Consider the following 12858-nt stretch of genomic DNA (forward strand, 5'->3'; position numbering starts at 1 on the left):
CTACAATCAATCTATAAGACCCTATGAAACTTGAGAAAATGCCCCGCGCATCCCTGCATAGCGGTGGGCAGTCAGCGCTGCTAACATTGCCCGGCCTGATCCCGATGTCTGTGGAGACCCCATGAGTCTGCGTATTGGTGTGGTGATGGACCCCATCGCCAAAATCAAACCCTGGAAAGACAGCACCTTCGCCATGCTGCTGGAAGCGCAACGACGTGGCTGGTCATTGCTCTACATGGAGCCGGCGGATCTATACGTGCGAGATGGTCGCACCTTTGCGGCCACTCGGGCACTGTCCGTCAGCGACAATAACGACGATTGGTACCGTCTGGCCGACGCCGTGAATTACGATCTGGCCGATCTGGATATTATCCTGATGCGCCAGGACCCACCGTTCAATGCGGAGTACATCTACGCCACCTACCTGCTTGAAAAGGTGGAGCGTGAAGGCGTGCTGGTGGTGAATCGGCCTGGCAGTGTCCGCGACAGTAACGAAAAACTGTTCGCCACTGACTTCCCGCAGTGTTGTGCTCCGACGCTGGTCTCCAGCCAGTCCGGGCTGCTGCGCGATTTTGTACGGGAGTTCGGTGACACTGTGATGAAGCCACTGGATGGCATGGGTGGCAGCAATATCTTCCGGGTGCGCCAGGACAGCCCCAATATCTCGGTGGTGATCGAGGTGCTGACACAGCACGGCAAGACGCCGATCATGGCTCAGCGCTTCGTGCCGGAGATCACCGAGGGCGACAAGCGCATCCTCATGATCAATGGCGAGCCGGTGCCCTATGCGCTGGCGCGGATCCCCAAGGAAGGTGAGCTGCGTGGCAATCTGGCCGCCGGCGGCACTGGTCAGGGCCGCGAGCTGACCGACCGCGATCGCTGGATCTGTGAGCAGGTGGGCCCCACGCTCAAGCGCAAGGGGCTGTATTTCGTGGGCCTGGACGTGATCGGTGATTATCTCACCGAGATCAACGTGACCAGTCCCACCTGCATTCGCGAGCTGGACGCGATCTTCGGCATCAACATTGCCGGTCAGCTGTTCGACATGTTGCTGGAGTTGCGGCAGCCATCATAGACGATGAGTACGGTCCGGGGCACACTCCCTGGCCGTTTAAAGGCAGTAACAAAAAGAAGAAATCATGGCAGCCAATTCACCCGTCAGCGCCTCCGACCGCCTCACCTTTACGGTGTTCCTGGCGTTAGCGTTCCACGGCATTCTCATCTTCGGGGTCAGCTTTGCCCCCGAGAAGCAGCGCGCCGCCCCGCATACCCTGGAAGTCACCCTGTCCCAGCATCGCAGCGATGACGAGCCGGATGAGGCGGACTTTATTGCCCAGAGCAACCAGCAGGGTTCCGGCGATCTGGCCGAGAAGCAGGAGCTGACCACCACCGAGCAGGTGGATTTCGCCGACAACAAGCTGGACAAGGTGCAGCTCAAGGAAAAGACCACCCGTGAGCGTCGTGACCGCCAGTCCCAGTTGCTGGTCATCACCACCGCCCGTACCAGCGATCACCAAATCAAGGCGGACGAGCAGGAGAAAACCGATCCCAAACCGTTCAAGGTAGCCAAGCAGGAGAACCTGCAGGACCTGAGCCGCGAGATCGCCAGCCTGCAGGCCCGCCTGGATGCCCAGAAACAGGCCTATGCGAAACGTCCGCGCATTCGCCGCCTGACATCGGTATCCGCCAAGGCCCACTACGAAGCCCAGTACATCGACAACTTCCGTCGCGAGGTGGAGGCCATGGGCACCCGCAACTTCCCGTCCCGGGCGCTGAACAGTAATACCTTCGGTGCAGTGCGGCTGGTGGTAGCGATCCAGAAGGATGGCCAGCTCAAGGAAGTACGCCTGCTGAAATCCTCCGGCCACAAGTTCCTGGACCAGGCCGCCATCCAGAGTGTGCGTCTCGCGGCCCCCTTCGATACCTTCACCCCAGAGATGCGCAAGAACATGGATGTGCTGGAAATCATCCGCACCTGGAAGTTCGACAAAAACCAGCGGGTGTCGTCGAAATAAAGCCCGCGCTCGCTACAACGCAACTGTAGGAGCGCCTCTCGAGGCGCGAACCGCGCTTGCGCGGAAATCGCCCGCAGGGTGATCAGGCCTGTCAGCATTCGACAGGTGTCTTTAGAAGAATCCGGTGGTTACCGTTATACGTTTCCTTCGCTGTCGCTCGGATTCGCACCTCGAGAGGTGCTCCTACATTCGCACCTTGAGAGGCGTATTCGCTACGTTTCGCCCTGCAGGGAATCTGCCCGATACCGGGAAAGGGCTCCTATCTAGCCTCCCGACGCTTGCAGCGCTCCCTCCTGCCCCGGATACTGTTCCCATGGACAATACGACCCTCAAACATCAGTTGCTGGTGGCCATGCCGCAGATGGCTGACCCCAACTTCGAACATTCCGTCACCTATATCGTCGAATACAGCAGCGAGGGGGCCATGGGGCTGACCCTCAACCGCCCGGTGCAGATCAGTCTGGGTGATATTCTCAGCGACATGGACATCGAGATTGAAGTGCCGCCGTCCGAGCGTCACCGGGTGGTGGCAGGTGGGCCGATTCAGCAAGAGGCGGGGTTTGTCCTGCATGCGGCGTCGACGCACTGGCAATCCAGTGTGCCGCTCAGCGATGGCCTGATGCTGACCACCAGCCGCGATATTCTGGAAGCCATTGCCATCGGCGAAGGGCCGGAGCAATCGCTGATCTGCCTGGGCTATGCCGGCTGGGACGCCGGTCAACTGGAGCAGGAGCTGGTGGAAAACACCTGGCTCAGCACCCCGGCAAGCCGTGAGCTCGTTCTCGACACCCCCTTCGAACAAACCTGGCAAGCCGCCGCGGCTCGAATCGGCGTGGATATGAGTCTGATTGCGACCCAGGCGGGGCACAGCTGAATAAGCAATTGATAGTTGATAATGGATAATTGATAGCTGCGCGTTTATGCGCAGTAAGAGTCATCAAGGCATGAGGCCGCGACCAAAGCCTGGTCGCGGCCTCATGCCTTGGCTATCAATATCGCCGCTATATCCGCGTCGTTATCAATTATCCATTCTCAATTATCCATTAGGTTTTCCATGATTTTGGCCTTCGACTACGGCACACAAAAAATCGGCGTGGCCAGTGGCAACAGTCTGCTGGGTACTGCCACGCCCCTGAAAGCCCTCTCCTGCAAGAACACCCAACCCAACTGGGATGACATTGCTGCCTTGCTGAAAGAGTGGGAGCCGGAGGAGCTGGTGGTGGGTCTACCGTTGAACATGGATGGCAGCGAAAGCGAATCCACGGCGCGGGCGAAGAAATTTGCAGGCCGTTTGAAAGGCCGGTTCGGCATGAAAGTGTGGCTGGTGGATGAACGCTTGAGCACCCGTGAAGCGCGGGAGCGTACCGGGATCCAGAAAGCCGACTCGCGAGTGGATTCCATGGCAGCGGTGATTATTGCCGAAGGCTTCTTCGCGGGCGAGGCACAGGTTTTTTAATACCAATTATATGGGGGAAAACAGGTTTGAGAGAAAAAACGGAAGTTAAGTCGTTGACCCTTGTGGTTGTTCTTTCAATTCTGATTGCAGGCTGCGGTGGCGGTGGCGGTGGCGGCGGTGATGGTCAATCTGCTACCGGGTCCTATGCGCCGGTTCCCGATACCGTGACCTACCGGGAGGGTGGCGATGTTAAAGGTATGCAGGTTTTCGACTACAGCGTAAGCAATGTTATTCGATCCCGGTTTGTTGTGGATCCGGGTACTGATGGCCGATGGGGGACAGGCGATGATGTGCGTGCGGGAGGCCTGACATGCCGATATCAGCCATCTAAAAACCCTCTCCCTCCTGCGCTTCTGTCCGTAGTGCAAAACATGGGAACAAATGGTGATGGGAATTTCGCCCTTCAACAGCTTGATATTGAAAGTGACGGTCGACTTTCAGTGTGTCCGCGCTGGAAAGGAAAGCAACTCGTTAGGGAAGAAGTGCTTTGCAAGGGGGCATTTTGTCCAGCCAGGTACCAACTTGGTTACAGGATGACGATAAGCCAGCAGGCGCTGGAGTACGGCGGCTGGAAGCAATCCCAGCATGTGGTTTTCTACGGAGAGAATGATCAGATAACAACGGCGCCCCCTTTTCTTTCTCACATTCAAACCACCGAGTTATCGGGAGACTCGCAGGCCGGTTTCGAATTTGTTGTCACGGTAGATCCATCTCCCGAATATTCGGATTCCGTCAGCCTGCCGAATATTGCCGTCTATTCCGGCAATGGCTACCAGAAAAAAGTGGCCAAGTGGTTGCCCGGAGATCTGGAAAGCCGGGTGATCATTGATCGCTATGGTGACAATGATAGCTATATTGATACCCGTTACCGGACATTAACCTGGCTTCCAGAAAAAGGTGAGTTGCAGGTGAGTGAAGCCAGCCAGAACCCACCTGCTTCGAATCAGTTGATGAAGGTTTATGTCTTTGATGGAGAAGAGAAGCCTATCGGGGAGATCTTCCTTGGTGCAGGTAATGACGAAATATGGTTCAGCATTGATGACGTGGTCGAAGGGTTCCCCGAATTTGTTTACGACGAAAACGGCCAGCTTCTGTCAATGCTTGATACACAGGAAAATCCGGAGCGCGAGTTCACCTATGATGGAGATAAAGTAAAATCCATTCATGTCCGGGATCGGAAAAGAAGGGAATACCAATATTCAGATGCAAAGCTTGCCAAGATAAGTCTTTTTTCTCGTAGTGTTGAAAGGGAGGAGATCGAGCACCAGGTCCTCTTTCGTGATGATATCTCGGGTGTGGCCACATTTATTCCCGATAGGCGCTTTCCGAGAGATAAGGAAGGAGTTTTTCTAGACCCGCTTTTTCCTCAAGATAGAGATCAGATTATACGTCTCGGGCGTCCTTTCTGAGTATGCAGGAGCTCATGCAAGCATGGCTCCTGCAGTTCTTGGCTTTTGTTACTTCAGAACCTTACTGCCGAACCCCTTCCACGGAAATAATAATCTCCACGGTTTCCGATGCCGGGCCCAGGTCATAGGTGATGCCGAAGTCCGCCAGCTTCAGGGTGGTGGAGGCTTCCAGGCCCATGCGGTAACCGCCCCAGGGATCATCGCCGTAGCCGAGCAGTTTGGCGTCCAGGGTGACTGGCTTGGTGACGCCATGCAGGGTGAAATCGCCGGTGATTTTTGCGGTTTTTTCGCCGGTCTTTTCAATCTTTGTGCTCTTGAAGGTGGCGGTGGGGTACTCGTCTACCTCGAGGAAGTCATCGCCGCGCAGGTGCTTGTCACGCTCGGCGTGGTTGCTGTCCAGGCTGGCGACCTGGATGGTGGCCTGCACGCTGCTGTTCTCCGGGTTGTCCGCGTCCACGGTGAAGCTGCCGTCGAAATCGTTGAAGCGGCCGTACAACCAGCTGTAGCCCAGATGGGAAATCTTGAACATGACAAACTGGTGAGCGCCCTTTTTATCAAACGCATAGGTGCCGCCGGGTTTATCGGCAAAGGCCATGCTGCTGAGCAGCAGTGCCAGGGCGGGAATGGTGATTTTCTTTGCTAGCGTCAACATAAGCATCGAACTCCGTTTGGATTAAAGGTTGTCAGGAAAGGTTGTCCGGGTCACGGGGCGCTTTGCCCAGCATGCGGCGCAAGGTGTCGTCCCGATCAAGCAAGTGGTGTTTGAGCGCGGCCAGGGCATGCACGCCGGCGAGGATGATGATCGCCCAGGTGGCAATCTCGTGGATGTCTCCGGCAAGATCTTCCAGGCCCTTCTGGTCGCCGGTCATAGAGGGTACGGCAAACCAGTTGAATACATCGATGGCAGACCCGTCGGCGCTGGTGATCAGATAGCCGCTGATCATGGCGGTGAACAGCAACAGATACAGGGCCCAGTGGGTCAGGTGGGCGCTGATTTTTTCCCAGGGCTGATGGGTGGGCAGGGCTTTCGGGGGTGGAGAAATCAGCCGCCACAGTAGGCGGGCGCCCATCACCAGAAACAGCAGGATGCCCACGCTGCGATGCAGGTGCGGCGCGCTGCGGTACCAGTCGTGGTAGTAGGTCAGGTCGACCATGTAAAGCCCCAGCGCAAACATGCCCACCACCGTCATCGCCACCAGCCAATGCAGTGCGATGGTGATGATGCCGAAGCGTTGTGAGTCGTTGCGCAGTTGCATCCCTGTACCCTACCCGATCTTCCTGATGATTGGAGTGTTGCCCGCTAGCCGGGTTCCGCCCTTTACAAAACTTACCGTTACCGGCGACGGCTTTGCCATCCTCACCTTGGCGGGGTGTTACTGCCATCCCAAAAAACTGAACGGTTTGATCACCTGGCCTGAAGGTTTGTCGGGTCCTGGCCTTTATTCTTTCTCCGGCAGGCGCCATGCTTGCAGGGCGAACGTCGGATATCGCCATACACAGAGCAGGAGAGCCCCTTGAGCTGGGACGAGCAACAACTACAGACACATCTGGAAACCATGGCCAAAGCCATCACCGAACAATACGGTGATTCGTCGCCGTTGCTGGTGGGGATCGAGTCCGGCGGCGCCTGGGTGGCCCAGGCATTGAACGAGAAGCTGGCCAAGCCGCTGCCAATGGGCACCCTGAACCCGGCGTTCTACCGGGATGACTTCGATACCCGGGGGCTGAAAAGTACCGTGTCTCCATCGAAGCTGCCCCTGGAGGTGGATGGCCAGCATATTCTGCTGGTGGACGATGTGCTGATGACTGGCCGCACCATCCGTGCCGCCATGAACGAACTGTTCGATTTCGGTCGCCCGGCGTCGATTGCCCTGGTGGTGTTATTCGATATTGGTCACCGGCAATTGCCAATTCGTGCCGATATCTGTGGTGAAACTTTGGCATTGCCCCCCCATCAGCGGGTAGAATTACGCGGGCCCTCTCCGTTGGTTGCCGAGATTCGCAATCTGGTGGTTGAGGATGAAACAGAGACAAGGTCTTAAGAATGACGCCGACGCTTGCGCCATCCTCCCGCGTACAACTTACCGAAGACGGTAAGCTTCGCCATTTTCTGACTACCGAGCACCTGCCCCGCTCTCTCCTTGAAGACATTCTGGATACCGCCGCCAGCTTTGTGGACGTGGGCGGCCGGTCGATCAAGAAGGTACCGCTGCTGCGCGGCAAGACAGTGGTCAACCTCTTCTTCGAGTCCAGCACCCGCACCCGCAGTACCTTCGAGCTGGCTGCCCAGCGACTGAGCGCCGATGTGCTCAACCTGGATATTGCCAAATCCGCTACCAGCAAGGGTGAAACCCTGCTCGATACCCTGCGTAATCTGGAAGCCATGGCGGCGGACATGTTCGTGGTGCGTCATCAGGATTCCGGCGCCCCCTTCTTTATCGCCAATGAAGTGACCCCCAATGTGGCGGTGATCAATGCCGGTGACGGGCGCCATGCCCACCCCACCCAGGCGATGCTCGACATGTACACCATCCGCCACTACAAGGGTGGCTTCGAGGGCCTGAAAGTGGCCATCGTCGGTGACATCCTGCACTCGCGGGTGGCGCGCTCCCAGATCCATGCCCTGAATATCCTCGGCGCCGATGAAGTGCGCCTGATCGGCCCGAAAACCCTGTTGCCGGTAGAGGCAGAATCCCTGGGGGCGACGGTGTTCACCGACATGGCCCTGGGCCTGAAAGACGTGGATGTGGTGATCATGCTGCGCCTGCAGAAGGAACGCATGGATTCCGCCCTGCTGCCCAGTGAGGGAGAGTTTTTCCGCCTCTACGGGCTCAACAACGACAAGCTGCAACTGGCCAAACCGGATGCCATTGTCATGCATCCCGGGCCCATCAACCGGGGTGTGGAAATCGCCTCGGAAGTGGCCGACGGGCCCCGTTCGGTGATTCTCAACCAGGTGACCTTCGGTATTGCGGTGCGCATGGCGGTCATGTCCATGGCCATCAGCGGCCAGGAAAGCAGCGCCCATGGCCGCACGGGAGGTGAGCGTGGCCAGTAAGAAAGCCAATATCCTGATTCGCAAGGGCCGGGTCATCGATCCGGCCAGTGGCCGTGACGAAATCGCCGATCTGTTGATCGAAAACGGCCGCCTGGTGCGTATCGGCGCCAGCCTGGATGCGCCCGGCGCAGACATTGTGGAAGCGGAAGGCCACTGGGTGCTGCCCGGGCTGGTGGATGCCTGCGTGCATCTGTCTCTGCCGGGCAGCGGTCGCAGCGGTGACATCGCCAGCGAAACCCGCGCCGCCGCCGCCGGTGGCATCACTCACCTGGTGGCCCAGCCGGATTGTGGCCCGGTGGACTCCACCGCCGTGGTGCGGCTGATTCGCGAGCAGGCCGGCCAGGCCGGGTTTGCGCGGATCATGCCCATTGCTGCAATGACCCAGGGACTGGCCGGCGATCAGCTGGCGGAAATGTCCACCCTGGCCAGGGCGGGTTGTATCGCGGTGGGTAATGCGGGGCGCAAGGTGGCTAGTGCCCTGGTGCTCAAGCGGTCCCTGGAATACGCCTCCACCTTTGATTTGCCGGTGATGTTCCGGCCCCAGGATTCTGCGTTGAGCGCCGGTGGCTGTGCCCATGAAGGCGCAGTGGCCACCCGCCTTGGGCTGCCGGGAATTCCGGCGGTGGCGGAAAGTGTCGACCTGTCCCGGGACCTGCTGCTGGTGGAAGCCACCGGCGTGCGCGCCCATTTCCAGCAGATTTCCAGTGCCGAGTCCCTGCGCCTGCTGCGCGCGGCCAAGCGTCGCGGTTTGCCGGTGACGGCGGATGTGAGTATCCAGCACCTGCTGCTGGATGAGTCGGCCCTGGAAGGGTTCAACAGTCACTGCCATGTGATTCCGCCGCTGCGCAGTGCGGCCGATCGCGAGGCCTTGCTGGAGGCGGTGGCCGACGGCACTATCGATGCCATCTGCTCCCAGCACACCCCCATCGGCTCCTCCAGCAAGGCGGCACCCTTCCCGGCCACCAAGCCGGGCATGGCCGGGCTGGATACCCTGCTCGGCCTGGTGCTGCAACTGGTGAACGACGGCAAGCTGGAACTGCCGCGCGCCCTGGATGCCATCACCGCCGCCCCGGCCCGCTGCCTGGGGCTTCAGGCCGGCCAACTGGAAACCGGCCGCCCGGCCAGCCTCTGCGTGCTGGATGCCGAGGCCGATAAAGACTACACCGAACACTGGCTGTCCGCCGGCAACAACTCCCCCTGGCGGCGCGCGGTGCTCAAGGGCAACGTGAAGCTGACGGTGTGTCAGGGGAAAGTGAGTTGGCTAAGTGATTAGGCAATTGATAATTGAGAATGGATAATTGATAGCTCGCGAATAAGCGCCGCGTTGATCTTAAAAGGCATGAGGCCGCGTCCAGATTTTGGGCGCGGCCTCATGCGTTTAAGAGCCCACCAGGGTAGTCCCGCGAGCTATCAATTATCCATTCTCAATTATCAATTAAGCTGAAACACCTCCGCCCGCAACGCTTCCTCCCCAACGACCCCCGGTGCCAGCCGCCAGCGTCCCTGTGAATCTTCAAACACCAGTGCCGGGGTGCCCTGCAGGCCCAAGCCGATCATCAGGGCGGTGTTGTTGTGGATCTGGCTGCGGATGGCGTCGGGAACCCGCTCCAGCGGCCGGATACCGCCGTCGTCAAAGTGGCCTTCGTGCTCGGCCAGTGCCACTGCCGGGTCCGGTGCGGCGAGGATGGCGCCACCTTGGGTAAAGCTGCGCTTGGGGTGGATCATACCGACGATGATATGGCGCACCTGCAGGGTGTTATCCGGGTCGTTGACCAGTGGTTGCATGTTTTCCCATAGCACGGCGCAGTAGGGGCAGGCCATGTCGGTGAACACATAGGCCACCCGTTGCGGGTCTTCGGCTCCCTCTGCCACCCAACTGCTGCTCTCCAGCCGGGCGAGCAGGCTTTCCATGTCGGCTTGTTCGCCCAGAGCGGATAGTGGTAGCAGCATGGTGACCAGCAAGGTGAGCATTCTCATGGGCGAGGATCATCCAGGTGAGTGGTAAGGAGGTGATGCAGGCTGGCCCGGGACAGAGGACCGAAGTGACGGGCCAGCTCGTTGCCGTCGCCATCAAGCAGCAGGGTCAGCGGCAGGCCACCGTTGCCAGCATGTTGACCCAGTGCCATCGATGGGTCCAGCAGCGGCAGATCAAAATGCAGGTCGGCCTGTATCAGGTAATCCCGCACGGCCGAGGCGGTTTCCCCCTGATTGGCCAGCACGAAGCGAACATTGGGGTAGCGCGACTGGGCGCTGGCCAGCACCGGCATTTCCCGCCGACAAGGTGGGCACCAGGTGGCCCAAAGATTGATCAGGGTTGGTCCCTGTGCCACTTGCGTGAGGGGTATGGGCGTGCCCTGCAGGTTTTCCAGAGTGATGTCCGGCATGGGGACGGGCTCGGGTGTCATGGCGCGCAGGGTGGCCAGGGAAATGGCCAATGCCATTAATGCCACTGCGGCGCTGGAGAGCAACGCCAGCCGCAGGGCCGGTCGACGCCATAAGCTCAGAATCGCGACCGGTAGGGCTGCGAGTGCCCCGGGCCACCACCAGCCGCCATCGCGAATATCCAGCATGGCCAAAAGGCCGGAATACTGCTCGGGGTAACGCAACACAAAGGCCAGACGGGCGCCAGCCAAGGCTGACAGAGTGATTAGCCACAGCCACTTTTCTACCGGCTTGCCGCGCCACTGCCACCAGAGGCTGGCCAGTACGGCGGCGGAAAAGGTAATCAGGGCAACAACAGTGCCCGCTGGCAGCGCCAGCGGGCCGATCAGAATGGCGTCCAAAGGGGGTGATCCTTCTACCTGCAGTATGCGTCGTCCAGTCAGCCGGGATAGCGCTGGAACATCTCATCCACCGCCTTCTGGATGTGTTCGCTGCGTCGTTCGCTGCGCATGTCGTCGTAGAGGCGGTCGCGACTGGTGGCCTGCCAGACCACATTGTTGGTGGCCGGATCGATCATCTGCACCACCAGTTTATATTCTTCCGTGATATCGCCTTCCACCGGGGTGGTGGTGCCTATGCCCACATTGTTACGGCTGAAGCCGAAACCGAACTGCACTACGGAGCCGTCGTAGCGCTGCTCACGTTTGAAAAAATGTTTGACGTGCACATCGGCCTGCCCGGAGGCGCTGGCGGTCAGCCCCTTTTCAGCCAAGGCAGTTTTCAGGGCAGTGCGGGCCCGTTGGTCGTCCAGCTCTCTGGGCTGGTCCTCGTTCTGTTCCACGAAGGCATAGCTGCGGTACTGGTTCAGTTTGGCGTCTTCCTGGCTATCGATGACCACCGGGCTGACGCAGGCGCCAAGGAACAGACAGAGTGAAAGGAAAAACCAGCGCATGGCTCTTCTCCCGGTTGCGGTGAATGTCCCCCAGTATCACAGGGGAACGGCACGATACCGTGAACGATCAGCCCCGGCAGCTAGCTCCGGGACTAACTGGTTGGACTGCAATGCGGGCGAAGGGTTCAGTGGTCAGGCCGGCAGGGCCTGTTCCAGTCGCGACCACAGGCCGGTTTCGTTGGCTGCCTCGCGGAAGGCCTGCTGGTCCTGGGGATTCTGCCGCTGATAGATGCGACCGATGTCGCGGAGCATGTCCGGGGCGTCCACCACGCTGACGGCGGTGGCGATGGCTTGCCAGCCGTCGCGGGTATCGCGGGCGGCATCCAGAAACGCCTGCAACAGGTCGCCGCCATCGCGCAGGCTGATTTCCACCACGGTTTGCAGACCTTCACGGTGAAAGCGGCGGGCGAAATCCAGCAACAGGTCGGTCTTGCCGAGTTTGGCTGCGTTTCGCATCAGGGCTTCTATCACGGAAGGGTTATGGCTGATTGGCAGCCGTGCCAGCATGTTGCGTTCATCGTCACCGAGAAATTGTGCCAGGTCCAGAATCAGATCCCATTGACCGCTCTGATGGGCTGCTTGCACCACGGCTTCCGCTACCTCTTCGCCCTGGCGCAGGGCCGTGTGGGCGACCACTTCCCGATAGTCGCGTTGCATGGCGTTGACCAGGGGCAGGGTCTCTTCCAGCAGATTCTTGCTGACGGCGGCATTTACCAGATCGGTCAGCACGGCGCTGTTGCGCAGGGAGGGCAGATTGACGATTTTGCGATGGTAGCGGGGGTTGATGACGGACAGCGCGCGAAGCACCGGCCCCCATAATTGCTGGCGGTGGGCCACATCGACCAGGGAGTCCAGGGTGCGTTCGTCTTGCTCGGCCATGATGTTGCCCAGCCGGCTTTTCAGCTCGCCTTCCACATGGTCTATCACCCAGATGGCCTTCGGCCACAGGTCAACATTTTCGGTGCCGGAACGCACGATGCTGGCCAGCCGGCTGTTATCAATCATGCGGATCACATTGCTGAGCTGGGTGGTGTTTTCCATGTAGAAAGCAATGGTCAGCAGCGCGCCATCATCTTTGACTGTGTTGACTACTTCGCGAATGGAGGGGGCGGAAAGCGCATCGGCAAAACGACCCAGCAGTAGGAATTGCTTTTCCTGAATCTGTTTCAGTGCCACTTGGCTGATTAATTCCGCAGGCAGGCGCCGAATGACTTCGCGAATCTTGCGCGGGTCTGCCTGGGCGGCGACCTCGCCGAGAAAATCCGGGGTCAGCCGTCGGGCAACCTTTGCCGCAAAGTAGGGGTCCATTTCGCCGACCAGGCGGGCCGCCATTTTGGCGCCGATGGCATAAGCCAGTTTCGCCAGTTGCTTGATGGAGAGCCAGCGGGTCCAGCTTGCCAGGTGCTGGAACCCTTTGCGGTGCTGGTTGTACATCTCCTGTTCGATGTGTTCGCGCAACTCGCGCAGGTTAGCAGCGCCGGCATCGACCAGGGCTTGCCAGGTGGTGTCGTCAAGAGTCAGGTACTGAGCGAGCTTTTCCAGCTCAACCTGGATTTCCAGGTTTGGAGTCAGGTCGTTCATGTGAG

The 12858-nt window shown here is 59.3% G+C and carries 14 protein-coding genes; 8 read left to right on the plus strand and 6 right to left on the minus strand.

Annotated features, from left to right (window positions below):
• Window positions 1-121 precede the first annotated feature (121 nt).
• The 5 genes from gshB to ACMG4M_RS01325 all read left to right on the plus strand — a co-directional run bounded on the left by gshB (window position 122) and on the right by ACMG4M_RS01325 (window position 4880).
• Window positions 122-1075: a glutathione synthase gene (gene gshB / locus ACMG4M_RS01305; protein WP_349380122.1), complete on the plus strand. Its 954-nt coding sequence runs from the start codon at window positions 122-124 to the stop codon at window positions 1073-1075.
• Window positions 1076-1139: 64 nt separating this feature from the next.
• Window positions 1140-2015 (plus strand): energy transducer TonB, encoded by an 876-nt coding sequence (locus tag ACMG4M_RS01310; RefSeq protein ID WP_414430585.1) that lies wholly within the window; start codon window positions 1140-1142, stop codon window positions 2013-2015.
• A 313-nt stretch (window positions 2016-2328) separates the two neighbouring features.
• The gene (locus ACMG4M_RS01315) at window positions 2329-2889 is read left to right on the plus strand and encodes a YqgE/AlgH family protein (RefSeq protein WP_035245818.1); all 561 of its coding nucleotides are present in this window, start codon (window positions 2329-2331) and stop codon (window positions 2887-2889) included.
• A gap of 180 nt (window positions 2890-3069) precedes the next feature.
• Window positions 3070-3471 carry a Holliday junction resolvase RuvX gene (gene ruvX, locus ACMG4M_RS01320; protein WP_035245819.1) on the plus strand — a complete coding sequence of 134 codons (402 nt, stop codon included), beginning with the start codon at window positions 3070-3072 and terminating at the stop codon, window positions 3469-3471.
• A gap of 26 nt (window positions 3472-3497) precedes the next feature.
• Window positions 3498-4880 (plus strand): hypothetical protein, encoded by a 1383-nt coding sequence (locus ACMG4M_RS01325; protein WP_414430586.1) that lies wholly within the window; start codon window positions 3498-3500, stop codon window positions 4878-4880.
• Window positions 4881-4941: 61 nt separating this feature from the next.
• Here the strand turns inward: ACMG4M_RS01325 and ACMG4M_RS01330 are convergent, their stop codons facing one another.
• Both ACMG4M_RS01330 and ACMG4M_RS01335 read right to left on the minus strand, forming a co-directional pair.
• Window positions 4942-5532, minus strand: a complete 591-nt coding sequence (locus tag ACMG4M_RS01330) for a YceI family protein (RefSeq protein WP_035246275.1) — start codon at window positions 5530-5532, stop codon at window positions 4942-4944.
• 31 nt (window positions 5533-5563) lie between these two features.
• The gene (locus ACMG4M_RS01335; protein ID WP_414430587.1) at window positions 5564-6136 is read right to left on the minus strand and encodes a cytochrome b; all 573 of its coding nucleotides are present in this window, start codon (window positions 6134-6136) and stop codon (window positions 5564-5566) included.
• 258 nt (window positions 6137-6394) lie between these two features.
• Between ACMG4M_RS01335 and pyrR the strand changes: the two genes are divergently transcribed.
• Genes pyrR through ACMG4M_RS01350 form a run of 3 tightly spaced genes read left to right on the plus strand, consistent with a single transcriptional unit; the run spans window position 6395 to window position 9211 of the window.
• Window positions 6395-6922 carry a bifunctional pyr operon transcriptional regulator/uracil phosphoribosyltransferase PyrR gene (gene pyrR / locus ACMG4M_RS01340; protein ID WP_035245822.1) on the plus strand — a complete coding sequence of 176 codons (528 nt, stop codon included), beginning with the start codon at window positions 6395-6397 and terminating at the stop codon, window positions 6920-6922.
• 2 nt (window positions 6923-6924) lie between these two features.
• Complete coding sequence (locus tag ACMG4M_RS01345) at window positions 6925-7938, plus strand: aspartate carbamoyltransferase catalytic subunit (protein WP_035245823.1); 1014 nt, start codon at window positions 6925-6927, stop codon at window positions 7936-7938.
• The gene (locus tag ACMG4M_RS01350) at window positions 7907-9211 is read left to right on the plus strand and encodes a dihydroorotase (protein ID WP_414430588.1); all 1305 of its coding nucleotides are present in this window, start codon (window positions 7907-7909) and stop codon (window positions 9209-9211) included. Before ACMG4M_RS01345 ends, ACMG4M_RS01350 begins: the two co-directional genes overlap by 32 nt.
• A gap of 158 nt (window positions 9212-9369) precedes the next feature.
• Here ACMG4M_RS01350 and dsbG read toward each other — a convergent pair whose 3' ends face one another.
• The 4 genes from dsbG to ACMG4M_RS01370 all read right to left on the minus strand — a co-directional run bounded on the left by dsbG (window position 9370) and on the right by ACMG4M_RS01370 (window position 12853).
• The gene (gene dsbG, locus ACMG4M_RS01355; RefSeq protein ID WP_414430589.1) at window positions 9370-9915 is read right to left on the minus strand and encodes a thiol:disulfide interchange protein DsbG; all 546 of its coding nucleotides are present in this window, start codon (window positions 9913-9915) and stop codon (window positions 9370-9372) included.
• Window positions 9912-10721, minus strand: coding sequence for a TlpA family protein disulfide reductase (locus ACMG4M_RS01360; RefSeq protein ID WP_035245826.1), 810 nt, complete (start codon window positions 10719-10721; stop codon window positions 9912-9914). Before ACMG4M_RS01360 ends, dsbG begins: the two co-directional genes overlap by 4 nt.
• 38 nt (window positions 10722-10759) lie before the next feature.
• Window positions 10760-11272, minus strand: coding sequence for a DUF4136 domain-containing protein (locus tag ACMG4M_RS01365; protein WP_035245827.1), 513 nt, complete (start codon window positions 11270-11272; stop codon window positions 10760-10762).
• A gap of 132 nt (window positions 11273-11404) precedes the next feature.
• Complete coding sequence (locus ACMG4M_RS01370; protein ID WP_414430590.1) at window positions 11405-12853, minus strand: hypothetical protein; 1449 nt, start codon at window positions 12851-12853, stop codon at window positions 11405-11407.
• Window positions 12854-12858 lie beyond the last annotated feature (5 nt).

The sequence above is a fragment of the Alcanivorax sp. IL3 genome (assembly GCF_047495465.1).
GTDB lineage: Bacteria > Pseudomonadota > Gammaproteobacteria > Pseudomonadales > Alcanivoracaceae > Alcanivorax > Alcanivorax jadensis.

Excerpts from the sequence above, each read along its gene's own strand:
- gshB (WP_349380122.1), top strand. The coding sequence starts at position 122 with ATGAGTCTGCGTATTGGTGTGGTGATGGACCCCATCGCCAAAATCAAA.
- ACMG4M_RS01310 (WP_414430585.1), top strand. The coding sequence starts at position 1,140 with ATGGCAGCCAATTCACCCGTCAGCGCCTCCGACCGCCTCACCTTTACG.
- ACMG4M_RS01315 (WP_035245818.1), top strand. The coding sequence starts at position 2,329 with ATGGACAATACGACCCTCAAACATCAGTTGCTGGTGGCCATGCCGCAG.
- ruvX (WP_035245819.1), top strand. The coding sequence starts at position 3,070 with ATGATTTTGGCCTTCGACTACGGCACACAAAAAATCGGCGTGGCCAGT.
- ACMG4M_RS01330 (WP_035246275.1), bottom strand. The coding sequence starts at position 5,532 with ATGTTGACGCTAGCAAAGAAAATCACCATTCCCGCCCTGGCACTGCTG.
- ACMG4M_RS01335 (WP_414430587.1), bottom strand. The coding sequence starts at position 6,136 with ATGCAACTGCGCAACGACTCACAACGCTTCGGCATCATCACCATCGCA.
- ACMG4M_RS01345 (WP_035245823.1), top strand. The coding sequence starts at position 6,925 with ATGACGCCGACGCTTGCGCCATCCTCCCGCGTACAACTTACCGAAGAC.
- ACMG4M_RS01350 (WP_414430588.1), top strand. The coding sequence starts at position 7,907 with ATGGCCGCACGGGAGGTGAGCGTGGCCAGTAAGAAAGCCAATATCCTG.
- dsbG (WP_414430589.1), bottom strand. The coding sequence starts at position 9,915 with ATGAGAATGCTCACCTTGCTGGTCACCATGCTGCTACCACTATCCGCT.
- ACMG4M_RS01365 (WP_035245827.1), bottom strand. The coding sequence starts at position 11,272 with ATGCGCTGGTTTTTCCTTTCACTCTGTCTGTTCCTTGGCGCCTGCGTC.
- ACMG4M_RS01370 (WP_414430590.1), bottom strand. The coding sequence starts at position 12,853 with ATGAACGACCTGACTCCAAACCTGGAAATCCAGGTTGAGCTGGAAAAG.